This is a genomic window from Methylophilus sp. Q8, assembly GCF_000800115.1.
Taxonomy (GTDB): Bacteria; Pseudomonadota; Gammaproteobacteria; order Burkholderiales; family Methylophilaceae; genus Methylophilus.
The window spans coordinates 787,028-807,024 of the sequence record NZ_JUHE01000001.1 but is presented as its reverse complement, the minus strand read 5'-3'; the positions used below and the strand labels follow the sequence as shown (position 1 = coordinate 807,024).

The window sequence follows — 19,997 nt, the reverse complement described above, 5'->3', positions numbered from 1 at the left end:
AGTAGCAGTGGCTATCCGCGTTGCTTTGCATCACCGCACCAGTTACAAGTTCGACCGCCTGGTCAATCTGTCTCCTCACGAAGTCCGCTTGAAGCCTGCCGCGCATGCACGTACGCCTGTGTTGTCGTATTCACTGAGCGTGAAGCCTGAAAAACACTTTATCAATTGGCAGCAAGACCCTTACGGTAATTACATCGCCCGGTTTGTATTCCCCGAAATGGTGCGCGAGCTCGACTTTACGGTCGATTTAGTGGCGGACATGACGGTGATCAATCCGTTTGATTTCTTTGTAGAGAAGTATGCTGAACACTTTCCGTTCAATTACACCGAGCAACAGGCGTTTGAGTTAACCGCTTATTTGCAGGCTGAGCCGATGACGCTTTTGTTGCAAGGCTGGATGGCGCACATTCGCCAGCAGGTGGTGCAACCCGGGATTGGCATCGTGGATTTTCTGGTCGCGGTGAATCAGCGGTTGCAAGGCGATATTGGCTATACCGTGCGCATGGAGCCAGGCATTCAAACGCCCGAAGAAACCTTGCAAAAGCGCACGGGTTCTTGCCGCGATTCGGCCTGGTTACTGGTGCAGATTATGCGCAACCTTGGCCTGGCTGCACGTTTTGTGTCCGGTTACCTGATACAACTTAAAGCCGATGTTGAGGCGCTGGACGGGCCAAGTGGTACGGCAGTGGATTTTACCGACTTGCATGCCTGGACCGAGGTGTTTATTCCTGGCGCCGGTTGGGTCGGCTTGGACCCGACCTCAGGCCTGATGGCCGGTGAAGGGCATATTCCGCTGGCCTGCACCGCATTGCCTTCTTCTGCGGCGCCGGTGGTCGGGTTTACCGATGTCGCTGAAGTCACTTTTCACCACGAGATGTCGGTGACCCGCATTCATGAAGATCCGCGTGTGACCAAGCCGTATAGTGAAGCGGACTGGCAGGCCATTGTGAAGCTCGGCGAGCAGGTCGACAAACAGCTGACCAAAATGGATGTACGCTTGACGCATGGGGGTGAGCCGACCTTTGTGTCGATTGATGATATGGATGGCGCGCAGTGGAATACGCTGGCATTGGGCGAACACAAGCGGCAGTTGGCGGGTGAGCTGGCATCGCGGCTCAAGGCACATTTTGCCCCCAATGGCTTCCTGCATTACGGTCAGGGTAAATGGTATCCCGGTGAGCCTTTGCCGCGCTGGGCGATTAATATCTACTGGCGGCCAGATGGCAAGCCAGTGTGGCGCGATGTCAGCCTGTTTTCTGTTGAGTCAGAGAATAATGGTTACACCGCCAAGCAGGCGCAGGCCTTTGTCTCGCATTTGGCCGATATCTTGGGTTTCCCGCGCGCCTGTGTGGTGCCTGCTTATGAGGATGTCTGGTCGTTGGCGCAGCAGGAGCAGCAGTTATCGCACAATGTGGATCCGCTTAAAGCTGATTTGACCGATGGCGCTGAACGCAAACGATTGGCCAATGTGCTGAATCAAGGGTTGGGCAAGGTGGTCGGCTATGTGATGCCGTTAAAGCCAGTAGAATCAAAGGCGGCTGGTGAGTGGCTCACCAGTAAGTGGCCGCTGCGGCGTGAACATCTTTATTTATTGGCTGGCGACTCACCGATGGGCTTGCGATTGCCATTGTCTTCATTGCCCTGGCAGTTGCCGGCTGATATTGAGCCAGCATTTACCCTGGATTCGTTTGCCGAACAAGCTGTGCTGGGCGATACCAATACGCCCAAAGTCAGGCTTAAACACAAGACCATCCAGCCCAAGGCGCGCGAGGTGATTCACACTGCCTTGTGCGTGCAAGTGCGGCAAGGGCGCCTGTATATCTTTATGCCGCCGGTGACGCGCCTGGAAGACTACCTCGATTTACTCAGTGCAATCGAGCAAACAGCTGCCGACCTCAAGCTTAAATTGTGGCTGGAAGGGTATACGCCACCGCGCGATAGCCGCTTGAAATTACTCAGCGTGACGCCGGATCCTGGCGTCATTGAAGTGAATATCCACCCGGCTAAAAGCTGGACGGAACTGGTGGCGAATACCGGTACACTGTATGAAGCGGCGCGTGTGTGCAGGTTGGGCACAGAGAAATTTATGCTGGACGGGCGCCATACAGGCACCGGCGGCGGTAACCATGTCACCTTGGGTGGTGAGACGGCGGCAGACAGCCCCATGCTGCGCCGCCCGGATGTGCTGCGCAGTTTGATTACCTACTGGCAGAATCACCCGGCCTTGTCTTACCTGTTTTCAGGTACGTTTATTGGCCCCACCAGCCAGGCACCGCGTGTGGATGAGGCACGCGACGATAATTTGTATGAATTGGGCATTGCTTTCCAGCAGATGGAGAAAATGCTGACGCCGGGTGAGGAGAGTCAGCAGCCCTGGCTGGTTGACAGATTGCTGCGGCATTTGCTGGTTGATTTAACCGGCAATACGCACCGGGCCGAGTTTTCTATCGACAAACTGTATTCGCCGGATGGACCGACCGGGCGTTTGGGTCTGGTCGAGTTCAGGGCATTTGAAATGCCGCCGCACGCGCGCATGAGTTTGCTGCAAAGCTTATTATTACGTGCGTTGGTCGCCCGTTTCTGGAAAACACCTTACGCCGGTAAATTGGTGCATTGGGGGACTGAGTTGCATGATCGCTGGATGCTGCCCAGTTTTGTGGCGCAAGATATCGCTGATGTGGTGGCTGATTTGCGCGCGGCAGGCTATGCCTTTGAGCAGCGCTGGTTTGAGCCATTTATTGAGTTTCGTTTTCCACGCTATGGTACGGTTGCCTATCACGGTATTGAGTTGGAGTTACGGCAGGCCATAGAGCCTTGGAACGTGCTGGGCGAAGAAGTATCTGGCGGCGGCACGGCACGCTATGTGGACTCATCTGTGGAGCGCATGCAGTTGCGGGTGCGCGGCTTGACGGATGGTCGCCATGTGGTGACCTGTAACGGCCGCCCGCTGCCGCTGCAGGCGACAGGCAATGCCGGGGAATATGTCGCTGGCATCCGCTTCCGTGCCTGGAATCCTTGGTCCGCCTTGCACCCGACCATTCCGGTGCAGGCGCCGCTGGTATTCGACCTGGTAGACACCTGGAGTCAAAAGTCGCTGGGGGGATGTACTTACCATGTCTCACATCCAGGTGGGCGCAATTACAGTACTTTTCCGGTCAATGCCAATGAAGCAGAAGCGCGCCGGTTTGCCCGTTTCTGGGCGCATGGACATACGCCAGGCAAGGTGGATGTGGTAAAAGAGCCACCCAATCCGCGTTTTCCATTCACCCTGGACCTGCGCTGGCAGGCTAATGGTTGAACATCCTGTTACACTGAGTGTCATCTAAATGTATATATCTTGTTAACTAATGGCTTTTGATCGTCCCCTTACCCAGCATGCAATCAGTGCTTAATCAGCTTTATTTTTCTGACCGCTACAACGAACTGTTGGATAGCAACGGCCAGGCGCGCCCGCACTGGCAAGCGCTGTTGGCACAGCTTGAGTCTGAAGAGCCAACAGCGATGCGCAAACGCATTGAGGCGGTGCAAAGGCAGGTGCGGGATAACGGCGTGACGTATAACGTCTACGCCGATACGCATGGCGTACAACGTCCGTGGGACCTGGATGTACTACCGCTGATTATTCCGCAGGACGAATGGCAACACATTGCTGCTTCGGTGGCGCAGCGGGCTACTTTGCTTAATCAGGTATTGCTTGATGTTTATGGCGAGCAGCGTTTATTGGCCAGCGGTCAATTGCCACCAGCCTTGATTTACGGCCATAACGGCTTTTTGCCGTCATGTGTCGGCATACCGCATTACGATAATGTCGCCTTGCATCACTATGCGGTCGATCTTGCGCGTGCGCCCAACGGCCAATGGTGGGTGGTGTCTGACCGTACGCAAGGACCGACGGGTGCGGGTTATGCATTGGAAAACCGCACCATTATTTCGAGTGCTTTTCCAGAGTTGTTCCGTGACTTGAATATTGAGCGGCTGAGTGGATTTTTTGCCAGCATGCGCGACAGTCTGGCGCACTGGGGGCACCGGGTGGCTGATAATCAGGCGCAGACTGTCCCTGGCATTGCCGCACTGGGGCAAGGGGAGCCTCCGTTGGTGGTTATTCTGACTCCCGGACCTTATAACGAGACTTATCATGAGCAGTCCTTCCTGGCTGGCTATCTGGGCTACCCACTGGTACAAGGCAGCGACCTCACCGTGCGCAATGGCATTGTCTGGCTAAAAACCATTGCCGGGCTGCGGCCGGTGCATGCCATCTTGCGCCGTATTGATGATGATTATTGTGATCCGCTGGAGTTGAATGCCGACTCATTGCTGGGCGTGGCTGGCCTGACGCAGGCCGCCCGTCTGGGTAATGTGCTGATCGCCAATGCGCTTGGCGCCAACCTGTTGCAATCTGGCGCTTTACTCGGATTTTTACCCAATTTATGCCAGTCATTGTTAGGCGAGGCGCTACGTATGCCGTCGGTGGGCACCTGGTGGTGTGGTGAACCCGCTGCGCTGGAATATGTGATCCAGCATCTGGATGACCTGGTGATCAAACCGGCTTACCCGCAGGTGCGGTCTTCGCCCATTTTTGGTGAGGACTTAAATCCCAGCCAAAAAGAGTCGTTGATTGAGCGGCTACGGGCGCAGCCTGATCATTATATTGCCCAGGAGCAAGTGGATATTTCGCATGCGCCGGTACTCACCAGCCATCAGCATCAGCCGCAAATCGGTTCGCTCGCCGTGAGCCTGCGTGTGTATGCGTTTGCTACACCAAATGGTTATGCGATTTTACCCGGCGGCTTGTCCCGGGTTGCCAGTGGCAAGGATGCGCGCGTGGTGACCATGCAGCGTGGCGGCACCAGCAAAGATACCTGGGTGTTGTCACATGATAGCCAGCCGCCATTCAGCCTGTTGCGCAAAACCAATTCCAGCCAGGATCTGGTGCGCGAGAATGCCTATCTCTCGAGCCGCATGGCGGAAAACCTGTTCTGGTATGGCCGCTACTCGGTACGCAATCTGCAAAAAGCTATGATGTTGCGTGCCACGATCCGGGCTCTGCTTGAGTACACGCCAGAAATGCGCGATGGCGAGTGGATCACCATGCAGGGTTTGTGTCAGTGGTTTGATTTACTGCCTTGTCCCGAGGACGAGGAGGCCTTAGCCAGTTGGCAGCCATGGGCAGACGATGATATTGAACCGCTATTGATCCAGTCCGTGTTTTCACAACAATCCAATAGCTTGGCCACCAGTGTGCAGCAATTATTCCAGCAGGCATTTAACCTGCGTGAGCGCATTTCGAATGACCACTGGCGTACCGTCAATGTGTTGTCGCGTTTGTTTATTACCCGTCACCAGCATGCCACGTTGCAAGACGCTCTGTCTTACATTGAGCAGGCCATCAATCATTTTGTCACGCTCACCGGCTTTGCCATGGACTGGATGACGCGTGACCTCGGTTGGCGCTTTATGTCACTCGGGCGGCGTATTGAGCGCTTGCAGTTTATGTGTGTGTTGCTCAGCCGCGCACTTGCTATGCCGCAGCACAGCAACCTAGAGTGGTTGTTGCAAGTGACCAATAACCTGGTGACTTACCGTGCCCGTTACGCGGCACAGCCGGAATGGTTGCCGGTGCTGGACCTGCTGTTGATGGACGATAATAACCCTAATTCTGTGGTGTTCCAGATTAAAGGCCTGGTGAAATACCTGGAAGAAATGGATGCACAAGATAACGCTGGCGGCATTGCTACTGAGCTCAATGATTGCTGGCAAGCCTTGCTGCAACTGGACCCGGATCAATGCTTTACGGTTGGGAATGCCGCACTGGCCGAGTGGCTTAACCGCACTTATGCCGTCACACTCACTTTGTCAGACCGGCTGAGTCTGCGTTTTTTCAGTTATGCCAGTCCGCTGGTGATACCGCGTTATTAAGGACTGGCGATGCGCTATCAGGTCGAGCACCAAACCCTATACAGCTACGATATTCCTGTGATCCAGTCACAGCAGTTATTGCATATGATGCCGCGCCAGACGGATTTTCAGCAGTGCGTGTCTTATACGCTGGTCTGTGAGCCGGTGCCGGCTGAGCAATCACGGCGCCTGGATTTTTTTGGTAATCATAATGATTACGTCACCTTATTGGTGCCACATGAGTCACTGGGGGTGACGTCGCGGTTTCAGGTGGATGTGCAGCCGCGGCCTATCTTGGCTGAACTATTACAAAGCCCGGCCTGGGAAAGCGTGCACGACACCTTGCAATTGCAGGCTACGCAACATTTAAGCGCCACGCCTTTTGTTTATGCCACGGCGAAGGTGCAAGTCAGCGAGGCGCTGGCCAGCTTTGCGCGCCAGTGTTTCACCCCGCAACGGTCGTTGCTGGACGCCGCCATGGCACTCACCCAGCATATCTATTCCGAGTTTGAGTTTGACCCGCAAGCGACAGATATTTCCACACCGCTGGATGAAGTGCTCAAAGGTCGTCGCGGTGTTTGCCAGGATTTTGCCCACCTGATGATCGGTGCCTTGCGTTCACTGGGGCTGTCATGCCGCTACGTCAGCGGCTATATCCTCACACACCCGCCCGCAGGGCAGCCGCGTATGGTTGGTGCGGACGCGTCACATGCCTGGGTGTCGGTGTATTGCCCGGTGTATGGCTGGGTAGACTTCGACCCGACCAATAACTGCCTGGTGCAGCAAGAGCATATTACCGTGGCCTGGGGTCGCGACTTCAGTGATGTGTCCCCCATGCGTGGCGTCGTGCTGGGTGGTGGTCAGCAACATTTGACCGTGAATGTCACGGTGACGCCGCTAGAATACGCTACGGTTTAGCTTTACCCTCAGCACGATTTGCAGCGTTTTCAGCAGGCGGTTTGATGTGAGTCAACTCTGGAGGCATGCGCATCGTTTAATCTACCCCCTGTGAGGACGTAGATTCAGTAGTAAAGTCTACGATTGGCCCCGACTTGTCGGGGCGTTTTTTTGCCTGCGCATACTAACCATAGCGCTGTTTATATTCGTCCTTGAGTAATTGCCTGAATTCAGTCATGGTCATTGACAGCGCACCGCCCGGGTCATTTTTGCGCCAGCGGCCTATGCCTTTGGGGCCAGCCACTTCGTCATGGCCGAGTACATAGTCAAAGTCAAACACGCTGGGGTTGTTTGCTTTGGCCCATAGCAGAAACTCAATCAGCGTGGTTTCCTGCGCTTTGCTATAAGGCAAGTAAGCACCGGCCAGCATGTTGTCGGTGTTTTGATCAATCACGCGTACTTTTTTGGTGTCTATGGGCTGTTTGTGACTGGTATCCCAATAGGTGTAATACTTGCCGTTATGTACTTCGAGCCGCCCGGGATTGGTGATTTCAATACCCACCAGAAAGTTAGAGACGCCACTGCGTTTTTCACCAGCGATGGTCCAGGCGCTTTCGCCAGCATGATAGCCCCATTGGTTGAGAGGATTAGCTTGCACCAGTTTGCCGTCGGTGCTGATGCAGCAAAAGAAATACGGGCTGCCCGCAATGGCACTCACTGCATTTTCAAGGCCTTTGGTATATTGTCCGGCGGTGAAATGCACGATGGCGCCATAGGGATAGGATTTGGGGTATTCACCCTGTGCCGCGCGTTTAATGTCCGTGCGTACGACGGCTTCTGGATACCACAGCTTTCTTTCGCCGAGCGGATAGCGCTTTTTTTCAGAGACCACTGCTTCCGGATGCAAACTGGGGCGAGGTGGTTCCGGCGGCCTGAACTCTTCGGGGACCGGTTCTTCCAGCAATTGTGACAGTATTTCAATCTGGCTGAGTGCCAGTGCATCCACTTTCGGGTCGGCAGACAGTCTGGCAATTTGCATGGCTGACCAGCGCAAGGTATATAGTTTTGCTTTGTCCATCGTGGGGCTCCTTTACGATTTGATACTTTGTCGATTGAAGTGCCGCCACCTGTTCATCCACGCTGCTGTGGCGATCTGTGTATGGCATGAGCCGCCGGTGTGCTGGTGTCATGTGCTTTTATATTAGCCACCCTTTGTTAAGTTGTGTTGATTTGACTGGATGTTGGCGACAAATAAACGTATATATGCTGAAAAGTGTGTGTTTAGCCGCAACTCAGTCGCGGTAAAATAGGGTTTTATTTGCATATGAGCGTTGTCAGTGATTAAAGCGGCTATTTTTGACATGGACGGTCTGCTGATCGATTCCGAGCGCATTATTATGCAAGGCTGCATCCAGGCAGCAGCTACTATCGGCATCACCTATACCCAGGCCGAATATGTCGAGCTGGTAGGGCGGGTATGGTCGGATTCCACGCGGCTGATGACGCAACAGTTGGGCAGCGAAGCTAACTTCCAGCACGTGATGCAGGGCTTGAATGCGTTTCTAGCACTGCGCGATCATGCATTTCCGCTCAAACATGGCGCACAGGCCTTGTTACAGTATTACCAGTCACAAGGCATTGTCTGCAGTGTGGCATCCTCTTCGCCGATTCCGCATATCACTCATCGCTTGACGCACACCGGTGTGCTGGATTATTTCAGCCATGTCACCAGCGGGCAGGAAGTGAAACGCGGTAAACCTCACCCGGATATTTACTTATTGGCGCTGGAAAAACTGGGGTTGTCCGCAGAGGAGTGTATTGCGTTTGAAGACAGCGAACTGGGTGCACAGGCAGCGATTGCCGCAGGTTTGCGCGTGGTAGTGGTGCCAGATCTGCGGCAGCCAAGCGAACTGGTAAGAGCGCATGCACATCAAGTCGTAGAAAGCCTGCAACACTGGCTGGAGCAACATGACAGCCTGGCCGGTTGTGTCTTAGCGCGGGCTGAGTAGCCAGGCCGTTTCTTCAGCCGGATACTGTCCTTTCAAGCCTTTTTCCATCGTGATGCTGGCTAGCTCTGTCAGCACATAATGTGCCTGATAGTGGGTGGCCACTTCTTCTTTGTGGGCGCTAAAGGGCGGGCCGGGCACTAAGGACTGGTCATATTGGAAACTGACCAGCAATTGCGGAGCCGTTTGCGTGATGGCCATCAGGGATTGGCAGTATTGCTTGCGCATCTCGTCTGGCAAGGCAATCAGGGCCGCGCGGTCATAGGTGGCATCCACGGTGCCGAGCTGGTCTTGGGGGAGTGCGAAAAAGTCACCCTGAAATATCTCTATTTGTTTGGCACGATAGTGCCTGAGGCCACCTGCTTGTGTGACTTTTGGTGTGAGTTTAAGCTCAGCAAATAATGCATCCACCGCTAATGCACTGAGCTCAGCTCCCACAACTTGCATGCCTTGCGTCAATAACCAGTGAATATCCAGCGTTTTGCCGCATAAGGGGACAAACACACGTTGGCCGGGTTGCAAGTTTAGTGCGTGAAAGTGCGCCAATAAAAACGGATTTACCGCGTTTAAATGAAAGCCAATGTGCTGATGTTGCCAGCGCTGATGCCAGAAGTCGTGATGCATAGGGTGTTCAGATGATGGAATCGCACCCAGTATAAGGCATGACGCTGGCCAGCTTATTTACCGGCCAGCTGGCTCAGTTTGGCTTGCGCTTCCAGCACGCCTTCTTCTACGCCTGCAGCTTCCGTGAGTTTGGCTACGTTGTCGCGCGTAAAAAAGCCATCAAAGCCATCGTAGCGTTGCACGTATTCAATAATCAGTGATGAATGCTCCGAGGCATTGGAGAATATCTGTTTCAGCCCTTCTTCTTTCGAGCCGATCACATCCAGCAAAAAGCCTTTGCCCTGGCTGGCAATGGCATTGACGACAAAGTCGATATTTTCCTTGCCATCGCGCGTGCCGTCTTTCACCGATAAAGCAATGTGGTGCAAGCGCGGGCCATAGTTGCGCACAAAGGTTTCGGTCGGCGAGGGCAGTTTTTCCAGATGATTCACAAAGTAGGGCGTGTTGTTGGCGGTGAATACTTTGGCCGGGCTCTTGGTTTCGGCAAAACCATGCACACTCTTGGTGACATTGGTTGAAGAGTTCTGGTCCCAGATATTGTAAGCGCCCCAGAAAAAATAGCTGGACCAGGACAGGTATTCCAGAATCGCCACTTCACGGTTCTGGCTATAGACGCGCGTGGCCAGATGGTCGACCGGCAGAATCAGGTCGTCTATACGCAGCTTGGCTTGCTGGTCTTTGGCTTGCTCATACGCGGCCTGCACATCGGTGCGTATGGTGCTAATGCCCAGCGAATACACACGCAGTTCGCCAGGATCACGTTTCATATAGCCAACGATATTATGCGTATACGGCGACGGCTTGCTGATCGCCACATTGCCAGGCAGCTCCAGTTTGCGTACCTCGTCTTGCGTGAAAAAGCGGAATTCGCGCTCTTCCTGTAATTTGACCACCTCATGCATATTGCTGACGCGGATAATCTCGCCCATATAGCGGCTATTGGGTTTGCGCGCACCCACCGGGTAAATTTCATTCAGTGAACGGAAAATACCACGCAGATTGGGGTCTTTGACCTCGCGTACCAGCAAGTCTGGCGAGTTGAGGTCTATACGCAACACATGCGTCCAGTGCTTTTCACTCTCCAGCGTGACCAGGTAATGGTAGGAGGTCATCAGCGACAATTCAGCGATATATTGAATTGAATGATCCGGGTCCACCGTGATCATCAGCGCATCAATTTCCTGAATCATCTCCGTCAGGCCCATCTGATCGCGTTCTTCAAGCAGCTTCTGTAAATACTCCTCAAAAAAAGCTGAGTTTTGTTTGTCGCCGTGGCGGGCAAAGTCGAGTGAGTTAATCATGGTGCTTCAACATTAAATGTAAAACCATGTTTAAGCAAGGCGCGTTCCACTTGGCTTTGCCGGAGAAAACCAATTGCTATCAGTGAGTTGGCATGAAAGTGATGGGTGCTTCGCAGCACACAAAATGCAACAGGGCAGCCATGGCTGCCCTGTTTTAGTGCTTTCTTGCTGTCTGAATGGTCAACGGCTTTTACCACTTAATGAGCCGCGCTTGAGGATAGGGTCATCATATGAAATACAGCGACCCATGCCGAGAAAACTCGGGCGCATACCAAGCGGACAGCCATTGCTACGCTCAAATTCTTCCACTTTGACTTTGGCCACCGCGGCCTTTTTGGCGTCTTTAAACTCCCAATAGCCGTTGGAGTGCAGGACTACCTCGTCGCCTTCTGGCGTTTTGGCTTGAATATCGTCGTCGGCAGATTGGCTGGCAAAACTGTAAGAGGAGGCAAAGCATATGGCAATTAAAAGCCAGCGCGCAGTGTGTGACATAAAGGCGTCCTTGGATAAAGTAAATTAAAAAGCCAAGTCTGGCGAGACCTGGCTTGAGGTTGCGTTAGTGGCTCATACCGTTATGTCTGAGCAAGGCATCCATGCTGGGTTCGCGGCCTCTAAAGGCAACAAACGATTCCATGGCCGGGCGGGCACCGCCTTGCGCTAGCACTTCGTTTTTAAAGCGGCTACCCGCTGTTTCAGACAGCACGCCCAATTCTTCAAACAGGCTATAGGCATCGGCGGATAATACTTCTGCCCATTTGTAGCTGTAATAGCCCGCGGCATAACCACCGGCAAAAATATGGCTAAAGCTGTTCGGGAAACGGTTCCATGCTGGAGGGCGTAATACGGCCACTTCATCACGTACTTGTGCCAGGATATCCAGAGCGGTTTGTTTGCCAGCGGGGTCAAACGTGCTGTGCAGGCGCATATCAAACAATGAGAATTCAATTTGACGCACGGTTTGCATGCCGGCCTGGAAATTTTTGGCCGCGACCATTTTGTCGAACAGGGCGCGTGGCAATTGCTCGCCAGTTTCCACGTGGGCGGTCATATGGCGCAACACGTCCCACTCCCAGCAGAAGTTTTCCATAAACTGGCTCGGCAGTTCGACAGCATCCCATTCCACGCCCTTGATGCCAGACACGCTGTATTCATCGACTTGTGTCAGCATGTGGTGCAGGCCGTGACCAAACTCATGGAACAGCGTAATCACTTCGTCATGCGTAAACAGCGCCGGTTTGTCACCGACCGGGGCGGAGAAATTACAGGTCAGGTAAGCGACTGGCAACTCAATGCCATTGGCGGTTTTGCGGCGGGTAATGCATTCGTCCATCCAGGCACCCCCGCGCTTGCCCTGGCGCGCGTACAAGTCGATATAAAAGTAGGCAATCGGCTGGCGCTGCTGGTCGCTGATCTCATAAAAGCCGGCATCTTTATGCCACAGCGGCGCATCGGTTTTACGCACTTGTACGCCAAAAATAGTTTCCACCACTTTAAACAGTCCCGCCAGCACTTTGTCTTCGGGGAAGTATTGTTTGACCTCCTGGTCGGAGAAGGCGTATTTCTCTTCGCGCAGTTTTTCGCTGATAAACGCCACATCCCAGGCTTGCATATCGCTAAAACCGAGCTTTTCGGCGTAGGCCTTAAGCTCTGCCATGTCTTTCTCGGCATATGGTTTGGCGCGCTTGGCCAGCGTATCCAAAAAGTCGATCACCTGTGCTGGTGTATCCGCCATCTTGGTCGCCAGTGACAACTCGGCATAATTATTAAAGCCCAGCAGTTGTGCTTCTTCACGTTTGAGTTTGAGCAGGTCGGCAATCAGGTGGGTGTTATCCCACTCGGGCTTGCTGAATTCTGAGGCACGGGTGGCATAGGCGCGATATAGTATTTCGCGCAGTGCGCGGTTTTCGCAATACTGCATCACCGGCATATAGGACGGGAAGTGCAGGCTAAACAGATAGCCTGTTTTGCCTTCGGCCTTGGCGGCTTCAGCTGCCGCTTGCAGGGCGTCTTCCGGCAAGCCGCCGAGTTCGTCCGCAGTTGCGACCACATGTTTAAAGTCGTTGGTGTTATCGAGAATGTTCTCTTCAAACTTGCTACCCAATTTAGACAGTTGCTCGGCAATGGCTTTAAAGCGGACTTTTTCTGCTGCTGCCAATTCCGCGCCGCCCAGTTTGAAGCCGCGTACTTCATTGTCTATGATTTTTTGCTGCGCACGGCTGAGTGTGGCATAGCCTGCACTGGCCTGAATGGCTTTATATTTGTTATACAGGCGCTCATCTTGTGACAGGTCGCTATAAAAATCAGTCAGTTTGGCCAGGTTGTCATTGTAAGCCTCACGCAGTTCTGGCGTATTGACCACGGCATTCATATGGCCAACCGGTCCCCAGCTACGCGATAGTTTTTCCGAATAGTTTTCGATCGGTTGCACAAAGTTTTGCCAGTCAGGGGTGTCCGTTGCTGTGGCTAATTGCTCAACCAGGGTGCGGCCTTCAGCCAGCAGGCTGTCAATCGCCGGCGACACATGCTCGGGGCGGATGTCATTGAATTTTGGCAGGCCGTTAAAAACGAGTAATGGATTAGTGCTCACAACGTATCCTTTGAGGGTTGCAATATCTGATAGAGGCCTATTATTGGCCAAATGTTCGCGTTTGGGTGATTGTATATATTGATGATGGTGATGAGTTTACTAAATGCAAGAGGCTGTGCACCCCTTGCTAAAGCAACTCACCGTTATATTTTTTAATCAGCGGTACGATTTTTTCCAGGTCATTGAATGACAGGATTTTCTTGGCCTGCTTGGACAGTATATTTTCTTCACTCTGCAGGATTTGCGATTTCACGCTCAGAATATGTGCCGGGTGCATGGATAGCTGGCGCATGCCCATGCCGACCAGCAGGCGCGTCAGTTTGATATCGCCTGCCATCTCACCACAGACCGAGACCGATTTGCCATATTTTGCCGCGGCCTGAATCGTGATCTGCATCAGGCGCAGCACCGCCGGGTGCAGAGGGTTATACAAATGCGCGACGGCATCATCGGCGCGGTCAATCGCCAGCGTATATTGAATCAGGTCGTTGGTGCCGATGGACAGAAAATCCAGCTCTTGCGCGAAGGCGTCTGCATTAATGGCGGCGGCAGGGATTTCTATCATGCCACCCAGCTGGATCTGTTCGTCAAAAGGAATTTTTTGCTGGCGCAGTGACTCTTTGGCTCGTTCCAGCAATAGTTTGGTTTGCCGCAGTTCGGCCAGTGTCGACAGCATGGGAATCAGGATTTTGACCTGGCCATAATGCGAGGCGCGTAGCAAGGCGCGGAACTGGCTGTGGAAAATATGCGGTTCTGCCAGGCAATAGCGCACGGCACGTAAACCCAGTGCCGGGTTGGTCGCAGTCACCACTTCGTCCGGATTCAGTTGCTTGTCGGCACCGATGTCCAGCGTGCGGATGGTCACCGGGTGGCCTCTCATCGCCTCAGCTACATGTTTGTAGGCTTCAAACTGCTCCTGCTCGCCGGGCATCTCTGCGCGGTTCATAAACAGAAACTCGGTCCGGTACAAGCCGACGCCCACCGCACCTGAGGCCTTAGCGCTAATCACGTCTTCCGGCACTTCAATATTGGCCAGTAAATCAATCGCGATACCATCCACCGTAACCGCTTTGGTGGTTTTGATCAGTTGCAGCTTTTGCTGCGCCAGTTGCCACTGGTTTTGTTTGAGTTGATATTCGGAAAGGACTTCCGGATCCGGATTGACGATGACCACGCCTGCGGCGCCATCGACAATCATCAGCTCGCCATCGTTGATTAAATCGCGGGCACGTTGCAGCGCCACAATGGATGGAATATTCAGGCTGCGTGCCAGGATGGCGGTATGCGAGGTAACGCCGCCGACATCGGTGATAAAGGCCGCAAACTGGTGATGTTTAAACTGGATCGCATCCGCTGGTGAAACATCATGCGCCACCAGGATCATGGCGCGCTCTTGCCTGGCTTGCAGTTTCTTTTCGCTGGCCGCCAGTTGGTCGCGGCCCAGCAATACCTTGATCACGCGCTCGACAACTTGCACCACATCCTGTTTGCGTTCACGCAGGTAGGCGTCTTCAATGGCATCAAACTGGGCAACAATATCGTCCATTTGCTGCTTGAGCGCCCACTCGGCATTGCATAATTCATTGCGGATAATTGTCTTTGGTGCCTCGGAGAGTGACTTGTCCGATAGCATGGCCAAATGGGTGTTGATAAATGCACTCAGTTCGGCAGGCGCACTTTTGGGGAGCTGGGATTTGAGTTGTTCAAGATCCTGTTTGACCAGGTCAATGGCACGTTCAAAACGGGCGATTTCTTCGGCAACACCATCAGCCTCGATTTTAAAGTGCACCACTTCCAGCAGGGCATGGGAAATCAGGTGGGCATGGCCAATGGCAATGCCACTGGAAACGCCCACGCCGTGCATGCTGAAACTGGTCAATTATTCGCCCTCACCAAAGTAGTCGTTCACCAGGGTCTGCAGGGCAGCAATCGCTTGCGCTTCATCTGCCCCCGTGGCTTCGATATCGATGATGCTGCCTTTGGCGGCAGCCAGCATCATCACCCCCATAATGCTTTTGGCATTGACGCGACGGCCATTCTTTTCTACCCAGACTTCGCTTTTGAACTGACTGGCAGTTTGGGTGAATTTGGTAGAGGCGCGTGCGTGCAGGCCGAGTTTGTTAATGATTTCGAGAGAAAGTTTGACCATAGGGAGTGAATATTATTGTGCGTGGTGACAAGTGGTTTTGGTAAAGTGGACAACGCCATCGCGGCCGCCGCTCAGGGCTTTCTGGATACAGGAGTGCAGGCCTTCATGGCGGTAATTCAACACACGTACCAGCATGGGCAGGTTAACACCGGCTACGCCTTCGATTTCATCGGGTGTCAGCAAGCGGGTGACGATATTGCATGGTGTCGCACCATAAATATCTGACAACACCAGCACGCCCTGGCCGCTATCAAGTTGCTTGACCAGTACCTGCGCTTTAGGCAGTACGCTGGCGGGATCGTCATGCTTGGAGATTTCCAGGAAATCCAGCTGTGCCGGGCGATTACCCATCACATGGGTTGCGCAGTCGATCAGGCTTGGGCCCAGGCTGCCATGCGCAATAATCAATACACCAATCATAATTTTGCTCTCAGACTCCGTAGTTTAAAGGGTAGCCGTGGCATGGGCATCTTGTAATTCACGATGACGTATCATGACTTGATGCTGTTGCTTGAAATATGCCCCCAGTTGTTCCACCAGATAGACGGAACGGTGTTGCCCCCCGGTACAGCCGATGCCAATGGTGACATAGCTGCGATGGTCGTGATAAAAGCTTGGTAGCCATTTTTCTATATAGTGCTGAATGTCACGCTGCATTTCAAGCACCATGGCTTCGTTTTGCAAAAATTGCTGAATTGGCGCCTGCTTGCCATTGTAAGGACGCAAAATCGGGTCGTAATGCGGGTTAGGCAGGCTGCGTACATCAAATACAAAGTCAGCATCCAGCGGGATGCCATGTTTAAAGCCGAATGAAATAAACGATAACACCAGTGCGTCTGGCCGCGCTTCCTGGTAGCTTTGCTCAATTTGCAGCATCCAGTCACGCGTATGGTGGCGCAAGGCATTGGCCGACAAATTACTGGTATCTACATGATGGCCGAGGTTATTCAGGCCGGAGAGCAAGTCGCGTTCGTGGTTAATACTTTCGGACAGTGCCTGGTCTGGGGTGCTCAGCGGGTGTTTGCGCCGGGTTTCGGAAAAGCGTTTAACCAGGGTTTCCAGGCTTGCATCCAGAAACAGCAGGTGCACGGCAATGCCTTGCGCTTTCAGGGTCTGCAAAATATCCGGCAACGACTCAATGGCAATGCTGCGACTATCAATACTGACAGCGACTTTTGCCGCATCGCGGTCAGCGACGTGGTTTTGAATATGCGGCAGTAAGGTGGCAGGCAGGTTATCAATACAGTAATAACCACTGTCTTCAAACACACGCAAAGCGATGGTTTTACCAGAGCCGGATAACCCTGTGACAATCACTAATTGCATACGCGCGACCCACTTCTTATCATCGTAATTTGCTTTCTCTGAGCATGATTTGCTTTTGCCGCTGGGTCAGTTGTTTGGTGGCATTAACGCCGCGCAACAATAGCATGTGGTTGCGCACGGCTGCTTCGACCAGCACAGCGATGTTGCGGCCTGCCGCAATCGGGATAATCACCTTGCTGATTTCGACATCCAGCACACGTTGCGTCTGCCGGTTGGCGCTCAGGCGATCCAGGTCTTGCGGCTTCATTTCGTCGGCCAGTTCCAGCTGTATCATCATATCCAGTGGCTTGGTAGGTTTGACCGCGTTATCGCCATAGAGTGCGCGAATGTTCAAAATGCCCAGGCCACGCACTTCTAAAAAGTCCTGTAGCAGCTCTGGGCAGCGGCCTTCAATGCGCTCGGGCGAGGTGCGGTAAAAGTCGACAATGTCATCGGCCACCAAGCGATGGCCGCGTGAAATCAGCTCCAGCGCCAACTCACTTTTACCAATCGCCGCACTGCCGGTAATCAGCACACCAAAGCCTTGCACCTCCATAAACACACCATGCATGCTGGTGGTTTCTGCCGTGGCCACGGCCAGATAGTGGCTGAGCAGCTCCATGAGCTGCGGGCTGATCATGGGGGTGGTAAATAAAGGGGTTTGCGTTTGCTGGGCGGCCTCCAGCATGATAGGCGGCACTTTTTCACCATTGGCCACCACCACCATGGCCAGGTCGGTGGAGAACAGATTGCTCACCGCTTGTTGTAGCGCCAGTATGCTCAGGCTGGCCATGTAGTCCATCTCGGCACAACCCAGTACCTGCACGCGGTTCGGGTGCACAAAATTCAAATGTCCGACCAATGCCAATGAAGGTTTGGTCACGGTGCCGGAGTTGAGTATTTTTTGACTGCCAGACTCGCCAGCCACCCATTTCAATTTGAGTTTGCTGCGAATCTGCTTGTACAAATCAGCGACTGAGATTTGCGCCATACGTGTTGTCAACATGTAAACAGGGAATTGACAGCCATTCTACAACTGAATGCTGAGCGGTGGGGGTGAAACGACGTAAAAGTGATGTGTGTGGCGGGTTTGAGTTCTCTACCCGTGCGGGTAGAGAATGTGAGGCAAGACTTAGGAACTTAACTGGTGTTTTACTGCACCGCCGGATTTATGGTGGTCGCCGTGTTTTTCCTTGTGTTTCAATACCTGACGGTCAAGTTTGTCAGTAAGCATGTCGATGGCACTATACATATTTTCATCGCTGCAGGTCGCGTGCAAATCGTTGCCTGGCACATGTAATGTCGCTTCAACCTTTTGGGCAAGCTTTTCAACAGACATGGTGACTTTGACATCAATCACATGATCAAAGTGATTGCTGATGCGGGAGAACTTGGATAAGACGTACTCGCGCAATGCCGGTGTGATTTCTAAATGATGTCCTGTAAGTTGTAAATTCATGACAAACTCCTTTTTCTGAAATTGTCCCGTCGGAATTTTTCACCTATAAAAAAGAAGTGAAAGTGCGATAAGACAGTTTCAGTTTACTCTTTTGAAAAACGGATGCAACCCGGAAGTGAGGTGGATTGTTGATGCTAATCAGCATTTGTGCAGACTTCTTTGGGCGGGCATAAGCGCCTGCTTAACGTTCGTGGCTTATTTTGCTTTTCTCAGTGTGAGGTTAATTCGCTTGTTGCCAGTGAGTGGATGCTGATGAGCCCCGATGGCGGCAACACCGTGATAAAAGCGCCGACTTTCACCTCCCCATACCACGACGTCTCCATGTTGCAGCGGAATTTTGGCTGAGGCGTCATTGCGTTTGGCTCCGCCAAACAAGAATGTGGCCGGGATGCCGAGGGATACCGAAACAATCGGTTGTGAAAAATCCTGTTCATCTTTGTCCTGGTGTAAGCCCATTTTGCTGCCTGCTTGGTAAATGTTGATCAGGCAGCTGTCGGGCACAAAGTCGCTGTAGCCTGCCTGTGCGGCGGCGTTGGCCGCCAACTGCAAAATCACTGGTGGAATCGCTGGCCACGGTTGTCCGGTGACCGGGTCGTATGCAAGATAACCATAGCCTTGCGAACTGCCTACCCAGCCCCAATGGCCCATGCTGCTGGTGGCGACTGACATTAAGCCCATGGGTGTCATCATCTGTTGTGCGGGATGCGCGGCCAGATGCTGCTGTAAGCTCTGCCAAAGCGTTGGCATCACTGACAGGGCAAAGCCGGGTAGCCAGCAGGCGCCAGCGGCGATCGCGACAGGCTTGGTGCGGTGTTCAGGAAATAAATCCATAGGGCCTGGTCTCGTTTATGGCATCCATTCGATGGCCACATTCTTTTGTTTGGCCAATTGTTCCATACGCGGGATGGTACGCTCCAGGCGCAGCAGGTAGTCGGTGGCCGATTCCTGGTGAAAGCCCATCACCATTACCGGCCGGTGGGCATTAAGGAGCTGTTCGAACAGGGTCAGCAATTGTTTTGTGCTGGTGTAATCGGCCATGGCTGCGTTGTCGGGGTATTCCATCAGTTTGTAGCCCAGCGCATAGGGTTGGTCCATGGGTGTGCTTTGCGGGTGCAGTTGCTGTAGCAGTTTGACTAACGGGCTATCGGCATGCCAGCGCGTGGTGAGTAAATTGGCATCAATACGCGAACTGTCCCATAAGAAATGATTGGCCTCCAGCGCCGCTTGTAACTTGGGCCCAAACTGCCAGGCGCCTGCGCGAAAATGTCGCGGACGGTTGAAGCCGTTACTGACCATCAACTCACTAGCGCAACTGACCAGGTGTGTGAGCTCGGTCTGGCTATAGGCATATTCCAGGCTGACCGTGTGACCGCAGCTGGTTTGAGAGCAGTGCTCGTCCGCGCCGGAAATCGAGGGTTCAGCCTGGTAGCTGATCCCGCAATATTTCACCAGCGTGCGCATGGGGTGTATATGCAGGCCGATGGTGTCTTGCGGTAACAAGGTGCTGCGTATCTGGCTGCCGATTTGTGCGCGGTTAACGCCGGGCTGGATAAAGTAAGCCGGGTTGATCAGGTGCAGTAGTGGAATGTGCGGAAACTGTTGCCTGAATTTCTGCATGGCTTGCAGGTTGTCTTCTTGTAGTGACAAACCTTCCCAATCGACCGTCACCCATACTTGCATCGTCTCTTGCGCCTGCACTGGCATCCACCAGTTAAAACATATTGGTGCCAGGAGAGTGGTGAGCAAACAGCGATAAAAGCGACGCATGGTGAGG

General features: G+C 53.2%; 17 protein-coding genes. 4 read left to right on the top strand and 13 right to left on the bottom strand.

The annotated features are described in order from the left end of the window. Positions 1–7: 7 nt before the first annotated feature. The 3 genes from GQ52_RS04020 to GQ52_RS04010 all read left to right on the top strand — a co-directional run bounded on the left by GQ52_RS04020 (position 8) and on the right by GQ52_RS04010 (position 6,813). Positions 8–3,298, top strand: coding sequence for a DUF2126 domain-containing protein (locus GQ52_RS04020; RefSeq protein WP_047515402.1), 3,291 nt, complete (start codon positions 8–10; stop codon positions 3,296–3,298). 77 nt (positions 3,299–3,375) lie between these two features. Then, entirely contained in the window at positions 3,376–5,916 is a 2,541-nt protein-coding gene (locus GQ52_RS04015; protein ID WP_047515400.1) for a circularly permuted type 2 ATP-grasp protein, read from the top strand. A gap of 9 nt (positions 5,917–5,925) precedes the next feature. Continuing rightward, positions 5,926–6,813: a transglutaminase family protein gene (locus GQ52_RS04010; protein WP_047515398.1), complete on the top strand. Its 888-nt coding sequence runs from the start codon at positions 5,926–5,928 to the stop codon at positions 6,811–6,813. A 163-nt stretch (positions 6,814–6,976) separates the two neighbouring features. On the opposite strand, the gene GQ52_RS04005 is transcribed toward GQ52_RS04010, so the two are convergent. Further along, positions 6,977–7,870, bottom strand: a complete 894-nt coding sequence (locus GQ52_RS04005; protein ID WP_047515394.1) for an N-acetylmuramoyl-L-alanine amidase — start codon at positions 7,868–7,870, stop codon at positions 6,977–6,979. 259 nt (positions 7,871–8,129) lie between these two features. Here GQ52_RS04005 and GQ52_RS04000 point away from each other — a divergent pair, with 259 nt between their 5' ends. Then, the gene (locus tag GQ52_RS04000) at positions 8,130–8,801 is read left to right on the top strand and encodes an HAD family phosphatase (RefSeq protein WP_024930345.1); all 672 of its coding nucleotides are present in this window, start codon (positions 8,130–8,132) and stop codon (positions 8,799–8,801) included. Here the strand turns inward: GQ52_RS04000 and tmpT are convergent. The 12 genes from tmpT to GQ52_RS03940 form a co-directional block, all read right to left on the bottom strand. Then, complete coding sequence (tmpT, locus tag GQ52_RS03995; RefSeq protein WP_047515388.1) at positions 8,784–9,422, bottom strand: thiopurine S-methyltransferase; 639 nt, start codon at positions 9,420–9,422, stop codon at positions 8,784–8,786. The genes GQ52_RS04000 and tmpT overlap by 18 nt on opposite strands. Positions 9,423–9,475: 53 nt before the next feature. Next, positions 9,476–10,723 (bottom strand): hypothetical protein, encoded by a 1,248-nt coding sequence (locus GQ52_RS03990; protein WP_019881007.1) that lies wholly within the window; start codon positions 10,721–10,723, stop codon positions 9,476–9,478. 180 nt (positions 10,724–10,903) lie between these two features. Next, positions 10,904–11,215, bottom strand: coding sequence for a hypothetical protein (locus GQ52_RS03985; RefSeq protein WP_019881010.1), 312 nt, complete (start codon positions 11,213–11,215; stop codon positions 10,904–10,906). Positions 11,216–11,279: 64 nt separating this feature from the next. Beyond that, positions 11,280–13,310, bottom strand: a complete 2,031-nt coding sequence (locus tag GQ52_RS03980; protein WP_047515386.1) for a M3 family metallopeptidase — start codon at positions 13,308–13,310, stop codon at positions 11,280–11,282. A gap of 127 nt (positions 13,311–13,437) precedes the next feature. Continuing rightward, positions 13,438–15,189 (bottom strand): phosphoenolpyruvate--protein phosphotransferase, encoded by a 1,752-nt coding sequence (gene ptsP / locus GQ52_RS03975; protein WP_047515384.1) that lies wholly within the window; start codon positions 15,187–15,189, stop codon positions 13,438–13,440. Beyond that, positions 15,190–15,459: an HPr family phosphocarrier protein gene (locus GQ52_RS03970; RefSeq protein ID WP_019881014.1), complete on the bottom strand. Its 270-nt coding sequence runs from the start codon at positions 15,457–15,459 to the stop codon at positions 15,190–15,192. 12 nt (positions 15,460–15,471) lie between these two features. After that, positions 15,472–15,879: a PTS sugar transporter subunit IIA gene (locus tag GQ52_RS03965; protein WP_019881015.1), complete on the bottom strand. Its 408-nt coding sequence runs from the start codon at positions 15,877–15,879 to the stop codon at positions 15,472–15,474. A gap of 24 nt (positions 15,880–15,903) precedes the next feature. Continuing rightward, positions 15,904–16,785 carry an RNase adapter RapZ gene (gene rapZ, locus GQ52_RS03960; protein ID WP_047515380.1) on the bottom strand — a complete coding sequence of 294 codons (882 nt, stop codon included), beginning with the start codon at positions 16,783–16,785 and terminating at the stop codon, positions 15,904–15,906. A 19-nt stretch (positions 16,786–16,804) separates the two neighbouring features. Further along, entirely contained in the window at positions 16,805–17,755 is a 951-nt protein-coding gene (hprK, locus tag GQ52_RS03955; protein WP_019881017.1) for an HPr(Ser) kinase/phosphatase, read from the bottom strand. Positions 17,756–17,896: 141 nt separating this feature from the next. Continuing rightward, complete coding sequence (hpf, locus tag GQ52_RS03950) at positions 17,897–18,223, bottom strand: ribosome hibernation-promoting factor, HPF/YfiA family (RefSeq protein WP_019881018.1); 327 nt, start codon at positions 18,221–18,223, stop codon at positions 17,897–17,899. A 195-nt stretch (positions 18,224–18,418) separates the two neighbouring features. Then, positions 18,419–19,054: a DNA oxidative demethylase AlkB gene (gene alkB / locus GQ52_RS03945; RefSeq protein WP_047515376.1), complete on the bottom strand. Its 636-nt coding sequence runs from the start codon at positions 19,052–19,054 to the stop codon at positions 18,419–18,421. 15 nt (positions 19,055–19,069) lie between these two features. Next, positions 19,070–19,990 (bottom strand): hypothetical protein, encoded by a 921-nt coding sequence (locus GQ52_RS03940; RefSeq protein ID WP_047515372.1) that lies wholly within the window; start codon positions 19,988–19,990, stop codon positions 19,070–19,072. Positions 19,991–19,997: the final 7 nt, after the last annotated feature.